General features: G+C 37.7%; 19 protein-coding genes. 15 read left to right on the top strand and 4 right to left on the bottom strand.

Annotated elements, in window-relative coordinates:
- Positions 1-76 precede the first annotated feature (76 nt).
- From galK to ispC, 13 genes are all read left to right on the top strand, one after another.
- On the top strand, positions 77-1,231 hold the full coding sequence (gene galK, locus K6J66_RS00905) for a galactokinase (protein ID WP_038440181.1): 1,155 nt from the start codon (positions 77-79) through the stop codon (positions 1,229-1,231).
- A gap of 9 nt (positions 1,232-1,240) precedes the next feature.
- Positions 1,241-2,263, top strand: a complete 1,023-nt coding sequence (gene galM / locus K6J66_RS00910) for a galactose-1-epimerase (RefSeq protein ID WP_038440182.1) — start codon at positions 1,241-1,243, stop codon at positions 2,261-2,263.
- Positions 2,264-2,433: 170 nt separating this feature from the next.
- Positions 2,434-2,982, top strand: a complete 549-nt coding sequence (locus K6J66_RS00915) for a YecA/YgfB family protein (protein ID WP_038440183.1) — start codon at positions 2,434-2,436, stop codon at positions 2,980-2,982.
- An 11-nt stretch (positions 2,983-2,993) separates the two neighbouring features.
- On the top strand, positions 2,994-4,286 hold the full coding sequence (gene pepP / locus K6J66_RS00920) for a Xaa-Pro aminopeptidase (protein ID WP_110442541.1): 1,293 nt from the start codon (positions 2,994-2,996) through the stop codon (positions 4,284-4,286).
- 101 nt (positions 4,287-4,387) lie between these two features.
- Positions 4,388-4,813, top strand: a complete 426-nt coding sequence (gene uspA, locus K6J66_RS00925; RefSeq protein ID WP_048949966.1) for a universal stress protein UspA — start codon at positions 4,388-4,390, stop codon at positions 4,811-4,813.
- Positions 4,814-4,999: 186 nt separating this feature from the next.
- A complete protein-coding gene (alaS, locus tag K6J66_RS00930; protein ID WP_038440186.1) occupies positions 5,000-7,624 on the top strand; it encodes an alanine--tRNA ligase in 2,625 nt (874 codons plus the stop codon).
- A gap of 77 nt (positions 7,625-7,701) precedes the next feature.
- Positions 7,702-7,893 carry a carbon storage regulator CsrA gene (gene csrA / locus K6J66_RS00935; protein WP_005632782.1) on the top strand — a complete coding sequence of 64 codons (192 nt, stop codon included), beginning with the start codon at positions 7,702-7,704 and terminating at the stop codon, positions 7,891-7,893.
- Positions 7,894-7,914: 21 nt separating this feature from the next.
- The gene (gene galU / locus K6J66_RS00940; protein WP_005660128.1) at positions 7,915-8,802 is read left to right on the top strand and encodes a UTP--glucose-1-phosphate uridylyltransferase GalU; all 888 of its coding nucleotides are present in this window, start codon (positions 7,915-7,917) and stop codon (positions 8,800-8,802) included.
- A gap of 134 nt (positions 8,803-8,936) precedes the next feature.
- On the top strand, positions 8,937-10,310 hold the full coding sequence (gene argH, locus K6J66_RS00945) for an argininosuccinate lyase (RefSeq protein ID WP_038440187.1): 1,374 nt from the start codon (positions 8,937-8,939) through the stop codon (positions 10,308-10,310).
- A 143-nt stretch (positions 10,311-10,453) separates the two neighbouring features.
- On the top strand, positions 10,454-11,335 hold the full coding sequence (gene hslO, locus K6J66_RS00950; protein WP_038440188.1) for an Hsp33 family molecular chaperone HslO: 882 nt from the start codon (positions 10,454-10,456) through the stop codon (positions 11,333-11,335).
- A 172-nt stretch (positions 11,336-11,507) separates the two neighbouring features.
- Positions 11,508-13,124, top strand: coding sequence for a phosphoenolpyruvate carboxykinase (ATP) (pckA, locus tag K6J66_RS00955; protein WP_038440189.1), 1,617 nt, complete (start codon positions 11,508-11,510; stop codon positions 13,122-13,124).
- A gap of 151 nt (positions 13,125-13,275) precedes the next feature.
- On the top strand, positions 13,276-13,833 hold the full coding sequence (frr, locus tag K6J66_RS00960) for a ribosome recycling factor (protein ID WP_005652401.1): 558 nt from the start codon (positions 13,276-13,278) through the stop codon (positions 13,831-13,833).
- A 108-nt stretch (positions 13,834-13,941) separates the two neighbouring features.
- Complete coding sequence (gene ispC / locus K6J66_RS00965) at positions 13,942-15,135, top strand: 1-deoxy-D-xylulose-5-phosphate reductoisomerase (protein ID WP_110442540.1); 1,194 nt, start codon at positions 13,942-13,944, stop codon at positions 15,133-15,135.
- Positions 15,136-15,166: 31 nt separating this feature from the next.
- Here the strand turns inward: ispC and K6J66_RS00970 are convergent, their stop codons facing one another.
- Entirely contained in the window at positions 15,167-15,976 is an 810-nt protein-coding gene (locus tag K6J66_RS00970) for a sulfite exporter TauE/SafE family protein (protein WP_005690397.1), read from the bottom strand.
- Between the two features lie 133 nt (positions 15,977-16,109).
- Here K6J66_RS00970 and K6J66_RS00975 point away from each other — a divergent pair, with 133 nt between their 5' ends.
- Complete coding sequence (locus K6J66_RS00975) at positions 16,110-17,192, top strand: anaerobic sulfatase maturase (protein ID WP_110442539.1); 1,083 nt, start codon at positions 16,110-16,112, stop codon at positions 17,190-17,192.
- 118 nt (positions 17,193-17,310) lie between these two features.
- Positions 17,311-17,907: a Crp/Fnr family transcriptional regulator gene (locus tag K6J66_RS00980; protein WP_038440192.1), complete on the top strand. Its 597-nt coding sequence runs from the start codon at positions 17,311-17,313 to the stop codon at positions 17,905-17,907.
- Positions 17,908-18,033: 126 nt separating this feature from the next.
- Here the strand turns inward: K6J66_RS00980 and rplQ are convergent, their stop codons facing one another.
- Genes rplQ through rpsD form a run of 3 tightly spaced genes read right to left on the bottom strand, consistent with a single transcriptional unit; the run spans position 18,034 to position 20,099 of the window.
- Positions 18,034-18,420, bottom strand: coding sequence for a 50S ribosomal protein L17 (gene rplQ, locus K6J66_RS00985; RefSeq protein ID WP_005648400.1), 387 nt, complete (start codon positions 18,418-18,420; stop codon positions 18,034-18,036).
- A 40-nt stretch (positions 18,421-18,460) separates the two neighbouring features.
- Positions 18,461-19,447, bottom strand: a complete 987-nt coding sequence (locus tag K6J66_RS00990) for a DNA-directed RNA polymerase subunit alpha (protein ID WP_005648402.1) — start codon at positions 19,445-19,447, stop codon at positions 18,461-18,463.
- Between the two features lie 31 nt (positions 19,448-19,478).
- The gene (gene rpsD / locus K6J66_RS00995) at positions 19,479-20,099 is read right to left on the bottom strand and encodes a 30S ribosomal protein S4 (RefSeq protein ID WP_005648404.1); all 621 of its coding nucleotides are present in this window, start codon (positions 20,097-20,099) and stop codon (positions 19,479-19,481) included.
- Positions 20,100-20,110 lie beyond the last annotated feature (11 nt).

A 20,110-nucleotide genomic window follows, 5' to 3' on the forward strand; every position in this document is an offset into this window, starting at 1 on the left:
TATAGTCAGTTCCCCTCTTTAGCTTTAGCAAAGAGTGGTGCAGATCGAGTATAGATTTAATATAAAGGATAGAAATATGACCCCAATCCAACATGCTCAACAAATTTTCAATAGACAGCATAAAAATTTGCCAGAAATTACCGTCTATGCGCCAGGCCGAGTAAATATCATCGGCGAACATACAGACTACAACGACGGATTTGTTATGCCTTGTGCGATTAATTTTGGTACGGCCGTTTCTGGTACAAAACGAGATGATCATATTTGGAATGTTTATGCGGCGGATCTTGATGAAACTGATGAATTTTCTCTCAATGTTGAAATTCCTAAGAGTGAACACAAATGGGCTAATTATGTGCGTGGGGTGGTAAAATTTATCCAAGAACGTTACCCGCACTTTCAACAAGGTGCAAATTTAGTGATTTCTGGAAATGTACCTCTTTCTTCAGGATTAAGTTCTTCTGCTGCGTTAGAGGTTGCGGTGGGTAAATTCTGCCAACAACTTGGCGATTTACCGCTTTCTCACACGGATATTGCATTGAATGGGCAAAAGGCTGAAAACCTATTTGTTGGGGCAAATTGTGGCAATATGGATCAGTTAATTTCCGCACTTGGGCAGGAAAATCACTTGCTGATGATTGATTGTCGTAGTCTTGAAACCACTCCAACACCCGTGCCACAAGATGTCGCCGTTATTATTGTGAACTCAAATGTACCACACGATTTAGTAACAGGCGAATACAATACTCGCCGTCATCAATGTGAAGAGGCGGCAAAATTTTTTGGAGTAAAAGCATTACGTGATGTTTCAGTTGAACAATTCCGAAAAAGAGAAGCGGAATTGACCGCACTTTCTCCGTTAGTGGTAAAACGCGCTCGTCATGTCGTAACAGAAAACCAGCGAGTACTTGATGCTGTAGAAGCATTGAAGAACAATGATTTGACTCTTTTAGGTAAACTAATGGAAGCATCTCACAACTCAATGCGTGATGATTTTGAAATCACCGTGCCACAAATTGATTATTTAGTTGAATTGGCTCAACTTGTTATTGGCAAAAGTGGCGGTGCACGTATGACGGGCGGCGGTTTTGGTGGCTGTATTGTCGCACTTGCGCCGCATGATAAAGTCGATGCAATTCGTAAAATTATTGCGGATAATTACGAGAAAACGACTGGTTTAAAAGAAACTTTTTATGTGTGTACCGCATCACAAGGTGTTCGAGTGATTTAAGAGAAAATGATGTTAGAACAAACCACTTTTAATGCGCCTGATGGTGCACCTTATCAGCTTATAACCCTGCAAAATGAAAATAGAATGCGTGTTCAATTTATGGATTGGGGTGCAACTTGGCTTTCTTGTAAAGTGCCAGTAAATGGCACATTACGCGAGATTTTATTGGGATGTAAAGTGGAAGATTATCCCACTCATCAAAGCTATTTAGGCGCAAGCGTAGGGCGTTATGCAAACCGAATTGCAGATGCTCAATTTGAATTGAATGGCGAACTTATTAAATTAAGTAATAATCAAGGTAAACACCAGCTTCATGGTGGAGAGGGCTTTGATAAACGCCGTTGGAAAATTCAAGAGTGCGGTAAGAATTTTGTGTGTTTTTCATTACATTCAGTGGATGGCGATCAGGGTTTTCCTGGTAATGTGGATGTGTCTGTAACCTATACGCTAACAAATGATAATAGCGTAAAAATTGAATATGCTGGGATCTGTGATAAGGATACTGCATTGAACTTAACGAATCATGCCTATTTCAATTTAGAAAATGCAGCACAAGGCAGTGACGTGCGTGAACATACATTACGTTTAAATGCTGATTTTTATCTACCTGTAGATAATGAGGGGATTCCTAATTCTCCATTAAAGCATGTAGTGAATACAAGTTTTGACTTCCGTATTGCTAAACCCATCAAACAAAATTTTTTACAAGGGGATCAGCAAGCAACAAAAGGTTACGACCATTCTTTTATTGTCAATAAAGCTTGGCAAAAGCCTTGTGTGTTACTGACTTCTCCAGCTGGCGATTTAAGTTTAGAAGTAAGAACCTCGCAAGCTGCATTGCAGGTTTATACGGGTAATTATCTTGCAGGTACACCAACGAGAAATGGCGAATTATATGCCGATTTTTCTGGCATAGCATTAGAAACCCAATGCTTACCCGACACACCAAATCATCCTGAATGGCAAAATTACGGCGGAATTCAAAAAGAAAGCGAGCAATATTATCATTGGACGGAGTTTAAATTTAAATAAGCCATTATCTATAATAAAAATGTCATTACAAAATCTATAAATTAGGTTCATTTCTAGCGTTAAAAGCGGTAATACACCACCAGCCCCTTAATCTAATTTAATTGGTCAAGCAATGGCTTTTTTATTTACAAAGGTTTACACTAATTTCAAATTTACTCAGGAAATCTATTATGCTTATTTCTTATTCCGACCTTAACCAACAACTTAAATCTGCTGGAATCGGCTTTAATGCAACAGAACTACACGGTTTTTTAAGTGGTTTACTTTGCGGTGGCTTAAAAGATCAAAGTTGGCTACCGCTCTTATATCAATTCAGCAATGATAATCACGCTTACCCAACCGCATTAGTTCAACCCGTTACAGAACTTTATGAAAAAATTAGTCAAACCTTATCAGATGTTGAAGGATTTACCTTTGAACTTGGTTTAACCGAAGATGAAAATGTCTTTGCACAAGCAGATAGCTTATCCGATTGGGCAAACCAATTCTTACTTGGTCTTGGCTTAGCACAACCTGAATTATCAAAAGAAAAAGGCGAAATTGGCGAAGCGGTAGATGATTTACAAGATATTTGCCAACTTGGTTACGATGAAGACGATAACGAAGAAGAACTCGCGGAAGCACTAGAGGAAATCATTGAATATGTTCGCACCATTGCAATGTTGTTCTATTCTCATTTCAACGAAGGAGAAATTGAGAGCAAACCTGTATTACATTAAGGAGATCTAGGATGAAATTGGCTTATATGGCTGAATTGCCTAAAGAAGAATTCTGGGAACGTCGCACACGAGTATTCACTCAAATGCAACCTAATTCGGCATTATTGCTTTTTTCTGAAATCGAAAAACGCCGTAATAATGATTGTACCTATCCTTTCCGTCAAGATAGCTATTTTTGGTATTTAACAGGCTTTAATGAACCGAATGCAGCACTGTTATTACTGAAAACAGAACAAGTAGAAAAAGCCATTATTTTTCTTCGTCCACGCGATCCGTTACTTGAAACGTGGAATGGTCGCCGATTAGGTGTTGAGCGTGCGCCACAGCAACTTAATGTAAATGAAGCCTATTCTATTGAAGAATTCGCTACCGTACTGCCAAAAATACTGAAAAATTTGACCGCACTTTACCATGTGCCAGAAATTCATACTTGGGGTGATACATTGGTGTCAGAAAGTGCGGTGAATTTTAGCGAGATTTTAGATTGGCGACCAATGCTCAGCGAAATGCGCCTTATAAAATCGCCGAATGAAATCCGCTTAATACAACAAGCGGGACAAATTACGGCACTTGGGCATATTAAAGCGATGCAAACAACACGCCCAAATCGCTTTGAATATGAAATTGAAAGTGAAATTTTGTATGAATTTAATCGCCATTGTGCCAGATTTCCTTCTTACAATTCCATTGTTGCAGGGGGAAGTAACGCCTGTATTTTGCACTACACAGAAAATGATCGCCCACTAAATGATGGGGATTTAGTGCTGATTGACGCTGGCTGTGAATTTGCCATGTATGCAGGCGATATCACCCGCACTTTTCCTGTAAATGGAAAATTTAGTCAGCCTCAACGTGAAATTTACGAGTTAGTTTTAAAAGCACAAAAACGGGCGATTGAGTTACTTATACCGGGCAATTCCATTAAGCAAGCCAATGATGAAGTTATTCGTATTAAAACCCAAGGATTAGTGGATTTAGGTATCTTGAAAGGAGATGTGGATACACTTATTGAACAACAAGCTTATCGACAATTTTATATGCACGGATTAGGGCACTCGCTCGGTTTAGATGTGCATGATGTGGGCAGTTATAGACAAGATAAGCAACGGATACTCGAAATCGGTATGGTAATTACCGTTGAGCCAGGTATTTATATTTCAGAAGATGCTGATGTGCCAGAGCAATACAAAGGCATTGGTGTGCGCATTGAGGACAATTTACTCATGACTGAATACGGTAATAAAATCCTAACTGCAGCGGCCCCTAAAGAAATTGCAGATATTGAAAATTTAATGAATTTTTAATAAAAATGTTTAAATTGTGATCTAGTACACAGTTTTTTATTGCTCAAAATGTTAGCATTAGAACCAGTTAAAAACCGAACCAATCAGTTAAGGAGTCGATTATGTACAAACACATTTTAGTGGCAGTAGATCTTTCTGAAGAAAGTCTAGTTTTACTTAAAAAAGCAGTTGGAATTGCCAAACGCCACGACGCAAAACTTTCTATCATCCACGTTGATGTGAACTTCTCGGATCTTTATACTGGATTGATTGATGTAAATATGTCTTCAATGCAAGACAGGATTTCCACAGAAACACAAAAAGCCTTATTAGATTTAGCTGAAAGTGCGGATTATCCAATTTCAGAAAAATTGAGTGGCAGCGGCGATTTAGGACAAGTTTTAAGTGATGCCATCGAACAATATGATGTGGATTTATTAGTGACGGGACATCATCAGGATTTTTGGAGTAAGTTAATGTCTTCAACACGTCAAGTGATGAATACGATAAAAATTGATATGTTGGTTGTTCCGCTTAGAGATGAATAATTAACAAGAAATTGTTTTTTGAATAATCTGAAATAACTTAAATTTTAACCGCACTTCTCAAATAGCGTCGTGAAGTGCGGTTTTATTTTGGCGTTTTGGCAAAAAGCCTTTTTATAAATTTCAAAAATATGCAAAAATAAGGCGATTTAGTTTTTATTTTATTATGGGTAACAAGGATTCTTTTTAATGAAAACAACAGCAGAAATAAGACAATCGTTCCTTGATTTTTTCCATAGCAAAGGTCACCAAGTAGTTGAGAGTAGCTCACTTGTGCCGGAAAATGATCCGACTTTGCTTTTTACGAATGCTGGGATGAACCAATTTAAGGATGTATTCCTTGGAATGGATAAACGCCCTTATTCTAGAGCGACCACAGCGCAACGTTGCGTGCGTGCTGGTGGTAAACATAACGACTTAGAAAATGTTGGTTATACCGCACGTCATCATACTTTCTTTGAAATGCTCGGAAACTTCAGTTTTGGCGATTACTTTAAACAGGATGCGATTAATTTTGCTTGGGAATATTTAACTTCTCCACAATGGCTTGGTTTACCTAAAGAAAAACTCTGGGTAACCGTGTATGAAACCGACGACGAAGCCTATAATATCTGGAATAAAGATGTTGGTGTTCCTGCTGAACGCATTATTCGCATTGGTGACAATAAAGGCGCACCTTACGCATCAGACAACTTCTGGGCAATGGGCGACACTGGTCCTTGCGGTCCTTGTACTGAAATTTTCTACGATCACGGCGATCATATTTGGGGCGGACCTCCAGGCTCACCAGAAGAAGATGGCGACCGTTATATTGAAATCTGGAACGTTGTGTTTATGCAGTTCAACCGTTTAGCCGATGGCACAATGGAAAAATTACCTCGTCCGTCTGTTGATACAGGTATGGGTTTAGAGCGTATTTCTGCTGTGTTGCAACATGTGAACTCAAACTACGAGATTGATATTTTCAAAACATTAATCGCAAAAACGGCGGAAATTGTAGGCGCAACAGATTTAACTAACAAATCACTACGTGTTATTGCTGACCATATTCGTTCTTGTGCATATTTAATTGCCGATGGCGTTATCCCATCAAATGAAGGGCGTGGTTATGTCTTACGTCGTATTATTCGCCGCGCAGTTCGTCACGGTCACCTATTAGGTGCCAAAGAATCCTTTTTCTATAAACTCGTGCCAACTCTAATTGATGTAATGGCTGAAGCTGGAAAAGATGTAAAAGCAAAACAAACAAATGTTGAAAAACTATTACGTCTAGAAGAAGAACAATTTGCTCGCACTCTAGAACGTGGGTTGAGCTTATTAGATGAAGCCCTTTCTCAAGTGAAAGATGGCATTCTTTCAGGTGAAGTTGCATTCAAACTTTATGATACTTATGGTTTCCCATTGGATTTAACGGCTGATGTATGCCGTGAGCGTAACATTACTATTGATGAACAAGCGTTTGACCGTGAAATGGAAGCACAACGTACTCGTGCTCAAGCAGCGAGCCAGTTTGGTGTGGACTACAACAGCGTTATTCGTGTAGATGGCGAAACTAAGTTTGAAGGCTATACTGAAGTAGAATCTCAGGCAAAAATTACCGCACTTTTCTATGATGGTAAATCAGTGGAAAGTATCGAAGCAGGTCAAAGTGCGGTCGTTATTTTAGAAAATACGCCATTTTATGCAGAATCAGGTGGTCAGATTGGCGATAGCGGATATTTAAGCGCTCAAGGTGTAACCTTTAATGTGAAAGATACCCAAAAATATGGGCAAGTATTTGGACACATTGGGGAATTAACGCAAGGAAGTTTAAAAGTTGGACAATCGGTGAATGCGATTGTGGATGCTAAACGTCGCCACAACACATCACTCAATCACTCAGCGACACACTTATTGCACGCTGCCTTACGTCAAATTCTAGGTTTACACGTTGTGCAAAAAGGTTCGCTTGTTTCAGATAAAGCCTTACGTTTTGACTTTGCGCAACCAGAAGCCATTACCAAAGAGCAATTGAGTGAAATTGAAACATTAGTAAACCAAAAAATCCGCGCTAACTTTCCAGTTCAAACGGATATTATGGATATTGATTCCGCAAAAGCGAAAGGAGCAATGGCTCTCTTTGGCGAAAAATATGGCGATAAGGTTCGTGTATTAACGATGGGCGATTTCTCAATTGAGCTGTGTGGCGGTATTCACGCAAAACGCACAGGCGATATTGGTTTATTTAAAATTATTACTGAAAACGCAGTGGCTGCAGGCATTCGTCGTATTGAAGCTGTAACAGGTCAAAATGCCATTGACTGGTTACATAATCAACAACGCATTCTGACCCAAAGCGCAGACTTATTAAAATCAGACGTAAATACCTTAGTGGAAAAAATCCAACAACTTCAAGACAAAACGAAGAAAGTGGAAAAAGAATTACAAACTCTAAAAGAAAAAGCCGCAATGCAGGCTGGTTCTGATTTTGTAAAAAGTGCGGTCAAAATCAACGGTGTTTCTGTTATTGCACAACAATTAGATGGTATAGAAACAAAATCATTACGCGTAATGGTCGATGATTTAAAAAATCAACTCGGATCAGGCGTAATTGCATTTGCATCAATATTAGATGAAAAAGTTAATCTCGTCGTTGGAGTGACAAATGATTTAACCGCCAAAATAAAAGCTGGAGAACTTGTTAATTTAATGGCTCAACAAGTTGGAGGAAAAGGCGGTGGTCGTCCAGATATGGCAATGGCAGGAGGTTCCCAACCAGAAAATGTGGCACAAGCAATTAAAGTGGCACAAGACTGGTTAAACAAAAATCTGTAGTACAAGCTGGTTGGTGGAATGCCAACCGTTCCTTGATTGATAGGATATCTAATAAATGCAAACTAAGGAGATAAAAGATGTTAATCTTAACTCGTAAAGTTGGCGAAAGTGTACTTATTGGAGATGATATTTCTATCACGGTTTTGAGTGTACGTGGAAACCAAGTTAAACTCGGTGTTGAAGCGCCTAAAGAAGTATCCGTTCACCGAGAAGAAATTTACCAACGAATTAAACAAACGAAAGATGAACCCTATTTAGGTTCCTCTTAGTTAAACAATGGATATGATGATATGAAAGCAATTATTCCTGTCGCCGGTCTTGGCACACGCATGTTGCCCGCCACGAAGGCGATTCCGAAGGAAATGCTCACTTTGGTGGATAAACCGTTAATTCAATATGTGGTAAATGAATGTGTAGCTGCTGGCATAAAAGAAATTGTGCTGGTAACACATTCATCAAAAAATGCTATCGAAAACCATTTTGATACATCTTTTGAATTAGAAACGATGCTGGAAAAACGTGTGAAGCGTCAGCTTCTAGAAGAAGTTCGTTCTATCTGTCCAAAAAATGTAACCATTATGCACGTTCGTCAAGGTAATGCGAAAGGTTTAGGTCACGCCGTGTTATGCGGTCGCCCACTTGTAGGCAATGAGTCATTTGCCGTTGTGTTACCTGACGTATTGTTAGCAGATTTCAGTGCAGATCAGAAAAAAGAAAATCTTGCTGCAATGATTAAACGCTTTAATGAAACTGGTGCAAGCCAAATTATGGTAACCCCAGTTCCGCAAGAAAATGTGAGTAGCTATGGTGTTGCAGATTGTGGTGGCATTGAGCTTAATGGCGGCGAAAGTGCAAAAATTAATAGTATTGTTGAAAAACCTTCTATTGAAGACGCACCATCAAATCTTGCTGTGGTTGGGCGTTATGTTTTTTCAGCAGCAATTTGGGATTTGTTAGAAAAAACACCAATTGGTGTTGGCGATGAAATCCAATTAACCGATGCTATTGATATGCTAATTGAAAAAGAAACCGTTGAAGCATTTCATATGACAGGGGAAACTTTTGATTGTGGCGATAAAATTGGTTATATGGAAGCTTTCGTAGAATACGGTATTCGTCACGAAAAATTAGGTAAAGAATTCAAAACCTTTATCAAAAATTTGGCAAAAACGCTATAAATAGCACTAATACAAATAAAATGGACAAAATGAAAGATTTTGTCCATTTTTGTTTTATTATTAATATAGAATATTGCTTTATGAATAAATATGCACAATAATAGAATAATTAATTAAAACAAAAAGGGAAAATTATGGCACTTTGGGGTGGGCGTTTTACACAAGCCGCAGATAAACGTTTTAAAGATTTTAATGATTCATTACGGTTTGACTATCGTTTGGCAGAACAGGATATTCAAGGCTCAATTGGTTGGTCCAAAGCCTTAGTAAAAGTGAATGTATTAACTGTTGAAGAACAGCATCAACTTGAGCAAGCACTAAATAAATTACTTGTTGAAGTGCGGTCAAATCCGCAAGCAATTTTACAAGATGATGCTGAAGATATTCATAGTTGGGTTGAGAGTAAGCTAATTGATAAAGTAGGCAACCTTGGTAAAAAATTACATACTGGTCGTAGCCGTAACGATCAAGTGGCAGTCGATATAAAACTATGGTGCAAACAACGTGTGGTTGAATTACAAGAATCTGTACGTAATTTACAACGCCACTTAGTTCAAACCGCAGAAAACACACAACAAGCAGTAATGCCGGGCTATACCCATTTACAACGAGCTCAACCAATCACTTTTGCTCATTGGTGTATGGCGTATGTGGAAATGTTCGACCGCGACTATTCACGTTTAACAGATGCGTATAATCGTATGAATACCTGCCCACTTGGTAGTGGTGCCTTGGCTGGTACGGCTTATGCTGTAGATCGTGATTCACTTGCGCACGATCTTGGTTTTGCTTTCGCGACTAGAAATAGCTTAGATAGCGTCTCTGACCGCGATCATATCGTAGAATTACTTTCTATCGCCTCCCTCAGTATGGCGCACCTTTCTCGCTTTGCTGAAGATATGATTATTTTTAACAGCGGAGAGGCAAATTTCGTAGAACTATCCGATCGCGTGACTTCTGGCTCATCATTAATGCCACAAAAGAAAAATCCTGATGCATGTGAGTTAATTCGGGGCAAAGCAGGTAGAGTGATTGGCTCATTAACAGGCATGCTAGTTACCTTAAAAGGCTTGCCACTTGCGTATAATAAAGATATGCAAGAAGACAAAGAGGGTATTTTTGATGCCTTAGATACTTGGCAAAACTGTGTGGATATGGCAACGTTCGTATTAGATGAATTGAAAGTAAATGTTGAACGTACTCGTGAAGCTGCGTTAAAAGGCTATTCAAACGCAACTGAATTAGCGGATTATTTAGTCTCTAAGGGCGTACCTTTCCGAGATTCCCATCATATCGTGGGCGAAACGGTAGTTTATGCAATCGAGAAAGGCAAAGGATTAGAAGATCTTACTATCCCTGAATTCCGCCAATTTAGTGAAGTAGTGGGAGATGATGTTTACGAGATTCTTTCTCTCCAATCTTGCTTAGACAAACGTTGTGCAAAAGGTGGTGTATCGCCATTACGTGTTGCTGAGGCTATTGCAGAAGCCAAAATAAGATTTGCTTAATTGATATTATAATTTAGAGATCAAATTGGCTCCTACAAGCATCTAAATGCCGCCCGTTATAAGCAAAAACACTTAAATAAAATGACAAAGACAAAAAGTGCGGAAAAAACCACCGCACTTTTTATTTCAATTAGGAATAATCAATGACCAATCAACAAGACTATACTCAAGACAATGACAAACTTTACCGTTATCTTTTCCAACATCGTGCGGTTCGTGGAGAATGGGTTCGCTTAAATAAAACATTTACTGATACATTAAATACCCATCAGTATCCTAAAGCAGTACAGGATTTATTGGGAGAAATGATGGTAGCGACTAATTTACTCGCTGCCACACTAAAATTTGACGGCAATATTACCGTACAAATTCAAGGCGATGGCTCATTACGCTTAGCATTAGTAAATGGTAATGATCAACAACAAATCCGCGCCCTTGCTCGAGTGGATGGCAACATCACTGAAAATATGAGTCTGCATAATATGATTGGTAAAGGCGTATTGGTCATTACTATTGCACCAAAAGAAGGCGAACGCTATCAAGGTGTAATTAGCTTGGATAAACCCACGATCACGGAATGCTTAGAAGATTATTTTGTACGCTCAGAACAGCTTCAAACTCAATTAATTATTCGTACTGGAGAATATGAAGGCAAGCCAGTGGCAGCAGGTATGTTATTACAAATTATGCCTGATGGTTCTGGTACACCAGAAGATTTTGAGCATTTAACTACGCTCGCAGCAACAGTAAAAGATGAAGAATTATTTGGTCTCCCTGCAGAAGAGTTACTCTATCGTTTATATCACGAAGAAACCGTCAATCTTTATCCAGCACAAGATGTACAATTTTTCTGTGGCTGCTCTGCTGAGCGTTCTAGTTCTGCATTACTGCTTATCTCTGATGAAGAAATTGACGAAATATTAGCCGAACATAAAGGCAGTATTGATATGCAATGTGAATGTTGTGGCACACACTACTTCTTTAATAAAGAAGCGATTGAAAAATTAAAATCAACAAGACTTTAAAAACAATCCCGACACAATGTCGGGATTTTTGATCTATATTACAACATCACTAAAAAGAGGTAAAATTTTTAAAGAAATGTTCAAAAATGAGATCTACTTAACATTTTTTTATATTGATATCCATTAGAATAAACCACAGTTAAATTTTAATCTTACATATTAGAGGTGACTTATGACAGACTTAAATAAAGTGGTAAAAGAACTTGAAGCTCTTGGCATTTATGACGTAAAAGAAGTTGTTTACAATCCAAGCTACGAGCAATTGTTTGAAGAAGAAACTAAACCAGGTTTAGAAGGCTTTGAAAAAGGTACTTTAACTACGACTGGTGCAGTGGCAGTAGATACAGGTATCTTCACAGGTCGTTCCCCAAAAGATAAATATATCGTGTTAGATGAAAAAACCAAAGATACTGTTTGGTGGACATCTGAAGTAGCAAAAAACGACAACAAGCCAATGAACCAAGCTACTTGGCAAAGCTTAAAAGACTTGGTAACCAACCAACTTTCTCGTAAACGCTTATTTGTAGTTGATGGTTTCTGTGGTGCGAGTGAACATGACCGTATTGCAGTGCGTATTGTCACTGAGGTAGCGTGGCAAGCACATTTTGTAAAAAATATGTTTATTCGCCCAACTGAAGAACAACTCAAAAATTTTGAACCAGATTTCGTTGTAATGAACGGTTCTAAAGTCACTAATCCAAACTGGAAAGAACAGGGTTTAAATTCAGAAAACTTTGTTGCATTCAACTTAACTGAGCGTATCCAATTAATCGGCGGTACTTGGTACGGCGGCGAAATGAAAAAAGGTATGTTCTCAATCATGAACTACTTCCTACCACTTAAAGGTGTTGGTGCAATGCACTGCTCAGCTAACGTTGGTAAAGATGGCGATGTAGCAATCTTCTTCGGCTTATCTGGCACAGGTAAAACAACCCTTTCAACGGATCCAAAACGTGAATTAATCGGAGATGATGAACACGGTTGGGATGATGTTGGCATCTTTAACTTTGAAGGTGGTTGCTATGCGAAAACCATTCACCTTTCAGAAGAAAATGAACCAGATATTTACCGCGCTATCCGTCGCGACGCATTATTAGAAAACGTGGTTGTTCGTTCAGATGGTTCTGTTGATTTCGATGATGGTTCAAAAACAGAAAATACTCGCGTGTCTTACCCAATTTATCACATTGATAACATTGTAAAACCAGTTTCTCGTGCAGGTCACGCAACTAAAGTTATTTTCTTAACAGCAGATGCATTTGGCGTATTACCACCAGTATCTAAATTGACACCAGAACAAACTAAATACTACTTCTTATCTGGTTTCACAGCAAAATTAGCAGGGACTGAACGTGGTATTACTGAACCAACTCCAACTTTCTCAGCATGTTTCGGTGCTGCGTTCTTAACCCTTCACCCAACTCAATATGCTGAAGTGTTAGTAAAACGTATGCAAGCAGTGGGTGCTGAAGCTTACTTAGTAAATACTGGTTGGAATGGTACAGGCAAACGTATCTCAATCAAAGATACTCGCGGAATCATTGATGCAATCTTAGATGGCTCAATTGAAAAAGCTGAAATGGGCGAATTACCAATCTTCAACTTAGCCATTCCTAAAGCATTACCAGGTGTAGATTCTGCAATCTTAGATCCTCGCGATACTTACGCAGATAAAGCACAATGGCAATCAAAAGCTGAAGACTTAGCAGGTCGTTTTGTGAAAAACTTTGTTAAATATGCAACTAACGAAGAAGGCAAAGCCTTAATTGCAGCTGGTCCTAAAGCTTAATTAAAAATACTAAAAATATTAACCGCACTTTGGGTAACTGAAGTGCGGTCATTTTTTATCTGTTTTCAAGCTGATAAATGTATTCAAAAATTTAAAAAAATCCAGTAAAATCACGGCGTTCTAACTTTCATCAATTAAAAAGGACAATGCAATGCTTAACCAAATTAAAAAAGATGCTCAAGATCGTATGGAAAAAAGCCTTGAAGCATTAAAAGGTCATATTTCAAAAATTCGTACTGGTCGTGCGCAACCGAGTTTACTTGATGCAATTCAAGTTGAATATTACGGTGCAGCAACGCCACTTCGCCAATTAGCAAACGTAGTGGCAGAAGATGCGCGTACATTAGCTGTAACTGTTTTTGATCGTTCTTTAATCTCTGCGGTAGAAAAAGCCATTTTAACCTCAGATTTAGGTTTAAACCCATCTTCAGCGGGTACTACAATCCGTGTTCCGCTTCCGCCATTAACAGAAGAACGTCGTCGCGATTTAATCAAGATCGTAAAAGGCGAAGGTGAACAAGGTAAAGTTGCGATTCGCAACGTACGTCGTGATGCGAATGATAAAATCAAAGCATTATTAAAAGACAAAGAAATCAGCGAAAACGAACAACATAAAGCAGAAGAAGAAATCCAAAAAATCACAGATATTTACATTAAAAAAGTAGATGAAGTATTAGCGGATAAAGAAAAAGAATTAATGGATTTCTAATCATAAAAAATGCGAAAGGCAGACAGTTTTGTCTGCCTTTATTTTATTAGGTATGCAAATTTAGACGTACCAATGAAAATATAATCAACAAAGTGCGGTAAAGATTCTATGCAAAAACAAAACATTGTCATTCTTGGTTCAACAGGATCAATCGGTAAGAGTACCCTTTCTGTTATTGAAAATAATCCTGAAAAATATCATGCATTTGCACTCGTCGGCGGAAAAAATGTAGAAACAATGTTTGAACAATGTATCAAATTCCGACCGCACTTTGCGGCTCTTGATGATGTAAATGCGGCTAAAATTTTACGTGAAAAATTAATTGCGCATCATATTCCAACGAAAGTATTAGCAGGACGACGAGCTATTTGCGAACTCGCAGCACACCCAGATGCCGATCAGATAATGGCGTCGATTGTTGGTGCAGCAGGATTGTTACCGACTCTTTCAGCGGTTAAAGCAGGTAAACGGGTATTACTGGCAAATAAAGAATCACTGGTAACCTGCGGACAGCTTTTTATTGATGCTGTAAAAAACTATAGCGCGAAGCTTTTACCAGTAGATAGTGAACATAATGCTATTTTTCAATCGTTACCGCCAGAAGCACAAGAAAAAATTGGTTTTTGCCCACTTTCTGAATTAGGTGTAAGTAAAATTATACTCACTGGTTCTGGCGGACCATTCCGTTACACGCCACTTGAACAATTCACCAACATAACACCAGAACAAGCAGTTGCGCACCCTAATTGGTCTATGGGTAAAAAAATTTCTGTCGATTCAGCTACAATGATGAATAAGGGCTTGGAATACATTGAGGCTCGCTGGCTTTTCAACGCAAGTGCGGAAGAAATGGAAGTCATTATTCATCCACAATCGATTATTCATTCTATGGTGCGTTATGTTGATGGCTCAGTCATAGCTCAAATGGGAAATCCAGATATGCGTACACCAATTGCAGAAACTATGGCATATCCTCACCGCACTTTTGCTGGAGTAGAACCACTCGATTTCTTTAAAATCAAAGAACTGACATTTATTGAACCTGATTTTAATCGCTATCCAAATTTAAAACTGGCTATTGATGCCTTTGCTGCGGGTCAATATGCGACAACAGCAATGAATGCAGCTAATGAAATTGCCGTACAAGCATTTTTAGATCGTCAAATTAGTTTTATGGATATTGCAAAAATTAATTTGAAAACAATTGAGAAAATTTCGCCTTATACCATTCAAAATATTGATGATGTACTCGAAATTGATGCACAAGCAAGAGAGATTGCGAAAACACTAATTGGTGAATAGGCCTAGAATAACTAGGTCTAGTTTATTCGATTTAATGGAATACAAATTCCAAAATGCACATATAGGCTGCAATACAAAATAAAATAATCGCCAATAATTTTCTTGTTAAAACTGGATTCATTAATCCACGCAATTTCATTGAGAAGAAACTCATTCCAAATGAACCCAAGGTAACGACACCAACTACAAGAAAATTTACATACCCTAATTGACCACTTAGGCTGATATCATAGGGAAAAGCTCTAGTGAGATAGCCGTATAGATTACCAATACCGCCAATAATCATCATATAGTTCGTATAAACGGCAATTTGTTGCGTTTTTACCCCCTTTAGTTGCCCGACAAGGGGCGCAAGAATAGAACCGCCTCCAATACCTGTAATACCCGCAATTAAGCCTCCTCCACAAAAACTAATACTACCTTTAGCTCGTTCTATAGGAGACATATTAAACACTTCTATTTGTATTCTCGATCTGTTCAAAAATGTTTTAATTGCTAGTGCACTCAAACTAACCGTAAAAATTAAACTAATTATCGCTGTAGAAAAATAAAAACTTAATTCAAAACCAATTTGCACCCCAATTACCATAGCAATAGACCATAAAATCATATTGATATAATCAATTTTAATTTTTTGCTTATGGAAAAATAATAAATTAATCAATGCGGTACACATCACAATGGTGAGTGACGTAGCTGAAATAACTTGAATCGGCAATTCGGGAAATAACGTACGTAAAATTGGCACCATCAATACCCCACCGCCAATACCAAAAATAGCAGAAACCATATTGGTACAAATACCGCAAATCAGTAAGATAAAAATTGTACTAAACGCCATCTTAGATCCTATTTAAAAATTCATTTAATCATACTTCATTTTGACGTAAGAGCATATGCGCAACTTATGATCGCTATCATATACAGTTAAAATTATTCTGCTATGATAAAAAGAATAAGGAGGATACATAGATATGAATTCATTTCAATTAATGGCAAAACCTACTAGTTCAATTTGTAATTTAGATTGTCAATATTGCTTTTACTTGGAAAAACCTCACTTAAATCAACGGGCTATGACTAATGAAGTATTAGAAGCCTATATCAAATCCTATATTGAAACAACGCCTCAACAACAAGTTACTTTCCTATGGCAAGGCGGCGAGCCAACCATAGCAGGTCTTGATTTCTACAAAAGAGCGGTCAATTTTCAGCATAAATATGCTAATGGCAAACAAATTGAGAATTCTCTACAAACGAATGGGGTATTACTTAATGCCGATTGGTGCCGTTTTCTTCACGATCATCACTTCCTTGTAGGACTTTCTATAGATGGGCCTAAGCACTTACACGATACCTATCGTTTAACTAAAAATGGCAAAGGCTCATTTCAACAAGTAATGAATGCTCTCGATTTACTCTATAATTACCAAGTTTCTTTTAATACGCTAACTGTAGTACATAATCTTAATGTTCAATATGCTAAAGAAATCTACCATTTCTTGAAAAGAATAGGTTCATCTTATATGCAATTTATTCCACTAATGGGCGATTACAAACAACAAGCTACAGCAAAAGACTACGGTCAATTTTTAATTAATATTTTTGATGAATGGTATGCCAATGATGTCGGCAAAATTGGTATTCAATTTATTGAACAATGGTTTATGGCCTATCTTGGATTACAACCTGATTTATGTATTTTTCGTGAAACCTGCGGTGATCAATTGGTTATTGAACAAAATGGCGATATTTATAGTTGCGATCATTATGTTTATCCTGAATATAAACTCGGAAATCTTATTGAAACCCCTCTAATACAGCTCCTTAATAATAATACTAAACAAAAGAATTTTGGCGCAGCGAAATCTTTTCTTTCCGAACAGTGTAAAATCTGTAAGTTTCGCTTTGCATGTCACGGAGGATGTCCAAAACATCGTACAATTCAAGGATTTGGTAAAGCACATAATCAACTTTGTGAGGCATATTATTCTGCACTTTCTCATATGGATCCATATTTAAAGTCATTTGCAAAATCATTTGGCAAAATAAAATAATATTTATCTAGCTCAAAATTTTGTTAAACACTTCACATTTTTATAATTTGCTTATAGCAGAAAAATATAGAAATTTGTATAGTAATCTAAAGTTATTTATATATTAAAAGACGCCTTTATGTTTACATTGCCCTATTATCTACCACAAAACTTAAATAAATGTATTATTTCTGAGAGTAAAACTCTAGAAAAAAACAGCTTAATTTATGCACAAGGCGAGAAGCCTAAAGAATTTTATTTTTTAAAACAAGGGCTAGTTGGTCTGTATCATAGTCTGGAAAATGGCAAAGAAACATTGACTCGACTTTATCACGCTAATGAATATTTTGGTTTTCGTACTATTTTTAGTGAAACATCTTATCATTGCAGTGCAAAAGTATTAATGGAAGCCGATATAGTTAGAATATTTCCTGGTAATCACGCAAATTTTATTGCAAATAACCCTGATTTTTCTTGTTATCTTATGAAACAACTTTCTAATGAATTATATGATGCAGAACACCGAATAAGTAATACAGCTTATAAGCGTAGTTACGAACGTATTATTGATGCCATTGAAAATTTAACTGACAGTTATCCCGATTATCCTTGGACCTACCGAGAAGTAGCGGAATTTTGTGGATGTGAAACTGAAACCGCAATTCGTATTAGTAGAGAGCTTAAAAAACAAGGAATTTTAGATAAAAATACACGACATCTACGAATATGCTCTTAAAATTTACCACTGCTCGCTGATTGTAAATAATATATCTAAGTAATGATTAAATCAGATAAAGATTTTTGTAATTTATAAAATAAAAAAGCCCACTATATAAAGTGAGCTTCTTTTTAGAATTAATTTTTATTCCTCAGTTGTTGCCTCAGCAACTTCTGGACGATCAACTAACTCAATGTATGCCATTGGTGCATTATCGCCTGCACGGAAACCACATTTCAAAATGCGAGTGTAACCACCTGCACGTTGAGCAAAACGTGGACCTAATTCATTAAATAATTTTGCAACAGTTTCAACGTTGCGAGTACGAGCGAATGCTAAACGACGGTTAGCAACGCTATCTACTTTTGCTAATGTAATTAACGGTTCAACTACACGGCGTAATTCTTTAGCTTTAGGCAAAGTAGTCTTAATGATTTCATGACTAACTAAAGCACTTGCTAAGTTACGGAACATCGCTTGACGATGACTACTATTACGGTTTAGTTGACGACCACTCTTACGATGGCGCATGATCTTATCCTTCTCAGAAAAATCTTAACCTATGACCAAACTAGTCTTCAGCAATACTTGCTGGCGGCCAATTTTCAAGGCGCATACCAAGTGACAAGCCACGAGAAGCAAGAACATCCTTAATTTCAGTAAGAGATTTCTTACCAAGATTAGGGGTTTTTAATAATTCTACTTCAGTACGTTGCACTAAATCACCGATATAATGAATTGTTTCTGCTTTCAAACAGTTAGCAGAACGAACTGTCAGCTCTAAATCATCTACAGGACGTAATAAAATCGGATCAAATTCCGGTTTTTCTTCCTTAATCTCAGGCTGACGAACATCACGTAAATCAACGAATGCATCAAGTTGCTCCGCCAAGATTGTTGCTGCACGACGAATTGCTTCTTCTGGCTCAAGTGCACCATTAGTTTCTAACTCAATAACGAGCTTATCCAAATCTGTACGCTGCTCAACACGAGCTGCCTCTACATTATACGCAATTCGTTCAACCGGACTATAACAAGCATCAACAAGCAAACGACCAATTGGACGTTCTTCTTGCGTATGTGTACGAGATGAAGCAGGAACATATCCTCTACCACGCTGAACACGTATACGCATACTAATTGAAGCGTTTTCATCAGTTAAATGACAAATCACATGATCTGGATTTACAATTTCAACATCACCATCATGGGTAATGTCCGCTGCAACAACAGGGCCAATTCCAGATTTATTTAATGTCAGAATAACGTCATCTTTATTCTGTACTTTAACCGCTAGACCTTTAAGGTTCAAAAGTACTTCAAGAATATCTTCTTGAACACCTTCCTTACTACTATATTCATGCAATACGCCATCAATTTCTACTTCAGTTACAGCACAACCTGGCATTGAAGACAGAAGGATACGACGCAATGCATTACCTAGAGTATGACCAAAACCACGCTCTAACGGTTCTAAGATCACTTTAGCATGTGTTGAACTAATTTGTTCAATATCTACTAAACGTGGTTTTAAAAATTCTGTAACAGAACCCTGCATTTTATCCTCTCTTTGGTTTTAAGCTTAACTATTATTTAGAGTAAAGCTCAACGATCAGATGTTCGTTAATGTCTGCTGATAAATCAGAACGTTCAGGAACACGTTTGAATACACCTTCCATTTTTGCAGAATCAACTTCTAACCATGTTGGTTTTTCTCTTTGCTCTGCTAATTCTAATGATGCTTTAATACGAGCTTGTTTTTTCGATTTTTCACGAATAGCAACTACATCATTTACAGAAACTTGGAAAGATGGAATATTAACAACACGACCATTCACAACAATTGCTTTATGACTCACTAATTGACGAGCCTCTGCGCGAGTTGCAGCAAATCCCATGCGATAAACAACGTTATCCAATCTACCTTCTAATAACACTAATAAATTTTCACCAGTGTTACCTTTCAAACGGTTTGCTTCTTTATAGTAGTTACGGAATTGACGTTCTAAAATACCATAGATACGACGAACTTTTTGTTTTTCACGTAACTGACTACCATAGTCAGACAAACGCGGTTTACGAGCACCGTGCTGACCCGGTGCTGTATCAATTTTACATTTTGAATCAATCGCACGCACGCCTGATTTAAGGAATAAATCAGTGCCTTCACGACGGCTGAGCTTGAGTTTAGGACCCAAATATCTTGCCATTTTCTTTCTCC

It is taken from the genome of Haemophilus influenzae (assembly GCF_019703545.1).
GTDB lineage: Bacteria > Pseudomonadota > Gammaproteobacteria > Enterobacterales > Pasteurellaceae > Haemophilus > Haemophilus influenzae_E.

Excerpts from the sequence above, each read along its gene's own strand:
- csrA (WP_005632782.1), top strand. The coding sequence starts at position 7,702 with ATGTTAATCTTAACTCGTAAAGTTGGCGAAAGTGTACTTATTGGAGAT.
- pepP (WP_110442541.1), top strand. The coding sequence starts at position 2,994 with ATGAAATTGGCTTATATGGCTGAATTGCCTAAAGAAGAATTCTGGGAA.
- alaS (WP_038440186.1), top strand. The coding sequence starts at position 5,000 with ATGAAAACAACAGCAGAAATAAGACAATCGTTCCTTGATTTTTTCCAT.
- rplQ (WP_005648400.1), bottom strand. The coding sequence starts at position 18,420 with ATGCGCCATCGTAAGAGTGGTCGTCAACTAAACCGTAATAGTAGTCAT.
- galK (WP_038440181.1), top strand. The coding sequence starts at position 77 with ATGACCCCAATCCAACATGCTCAACAAATTTTCAATAGACAGCATAAA.
- galM (WP_038440182.1), top strand. The coding sequence starts at position 1,241 with ATGTTAGAACAAACCACTTTTAATGCGCCTGATGGTGCACCTTATCAG.
- K6J66_RS00975 (WP_110442539.1), top strand. The coding sequence starts at position 16,110 with ATGAATTCATTTCAATTAATGGCAAAACCTACTAGTTCAATTTGTAAT.
- galU (WP_005660128.1), top strand. The coding sequence starts at position 7,915 with ATGAAAGCAATTATTCCTGTCGCCGGTCTTGGCACACGCATGTTGCCC.
- uspA (WP_048949966.1), top strand. The coding sequence starts at position 4,388 with ATGTACAAACACATTTTAGTGGCAGTAGATCTTTCTGAAGAAAGTCTA.
- hslO (WP_038440188.1), top strand. The coding sequence starts at position 10,454 with ATGACCAATCAACAAGACTATACTCAAGACAATGACAAACTTTACCGT.
- frr (WP_005652401.1), top strand. The coding sequence starts at position 13,276 with ATGCTTAACCAAATTAAAAAAGATGCTCAAGATCGTATGGAAAAAAGC.
- pckA (WP_038440189.1), top strand. The coding sequence starts at position 11,508 with ATGACAGACTTAAATAAAGTGGTAAAAGAACTTGAAGCTCTTGGCATT.
- argH (WP_038440187.1), top strand. The coding sequence starts at position 8,937 with ATGGCACTTTGGGGTGGGCGTTTTACACAAGCCGCAGATAAACGTTTT.
- K6J66_RS00970 (WP_005690397.1), bottom strand. The coding sequence starts at position 15,976 with ATGGCGTTTAGTACAATTTTTATCTTACTGATTTGCGGTATTTGTACC.
- K6J66_RS00980 (WP_038440192.1), top strand. The coding sequence starts at position 17,311 with ATGTTTACATTGCCCTATTATCTACCACAAAACTTAAATAAATGTATT.
- rpsD (WP_005648404.1), bottom strand. The coding sequence starts at position 20,099 with ATGGCAAGATATTTGGGTCCTAAACTCAAGCTCAGCCGTCGTGAAGGC.
- K6J66_RS00990 (WP_005648402.1), bottom strand. The coding sequence starts at position 19,447 with ATGCAGGGTTCTGTTACAGAATTTTTAAAACCACGTTTAGTAGATATT.
- ispC (WP_110442540.1), top strand. The coding sequence starts at position 13,942 with ATGCAAAAACAAAACATTGTCATTCTTGGTTCAACAGGATCAATCGGT.
- K6J66_RS00915 (WP_038440183.1), top strand. The coding sequence starts at position 2,434 with ATGCTTATTTCTTATTCCGACCTTAACCAACAACTTAAATCTGCTGGA.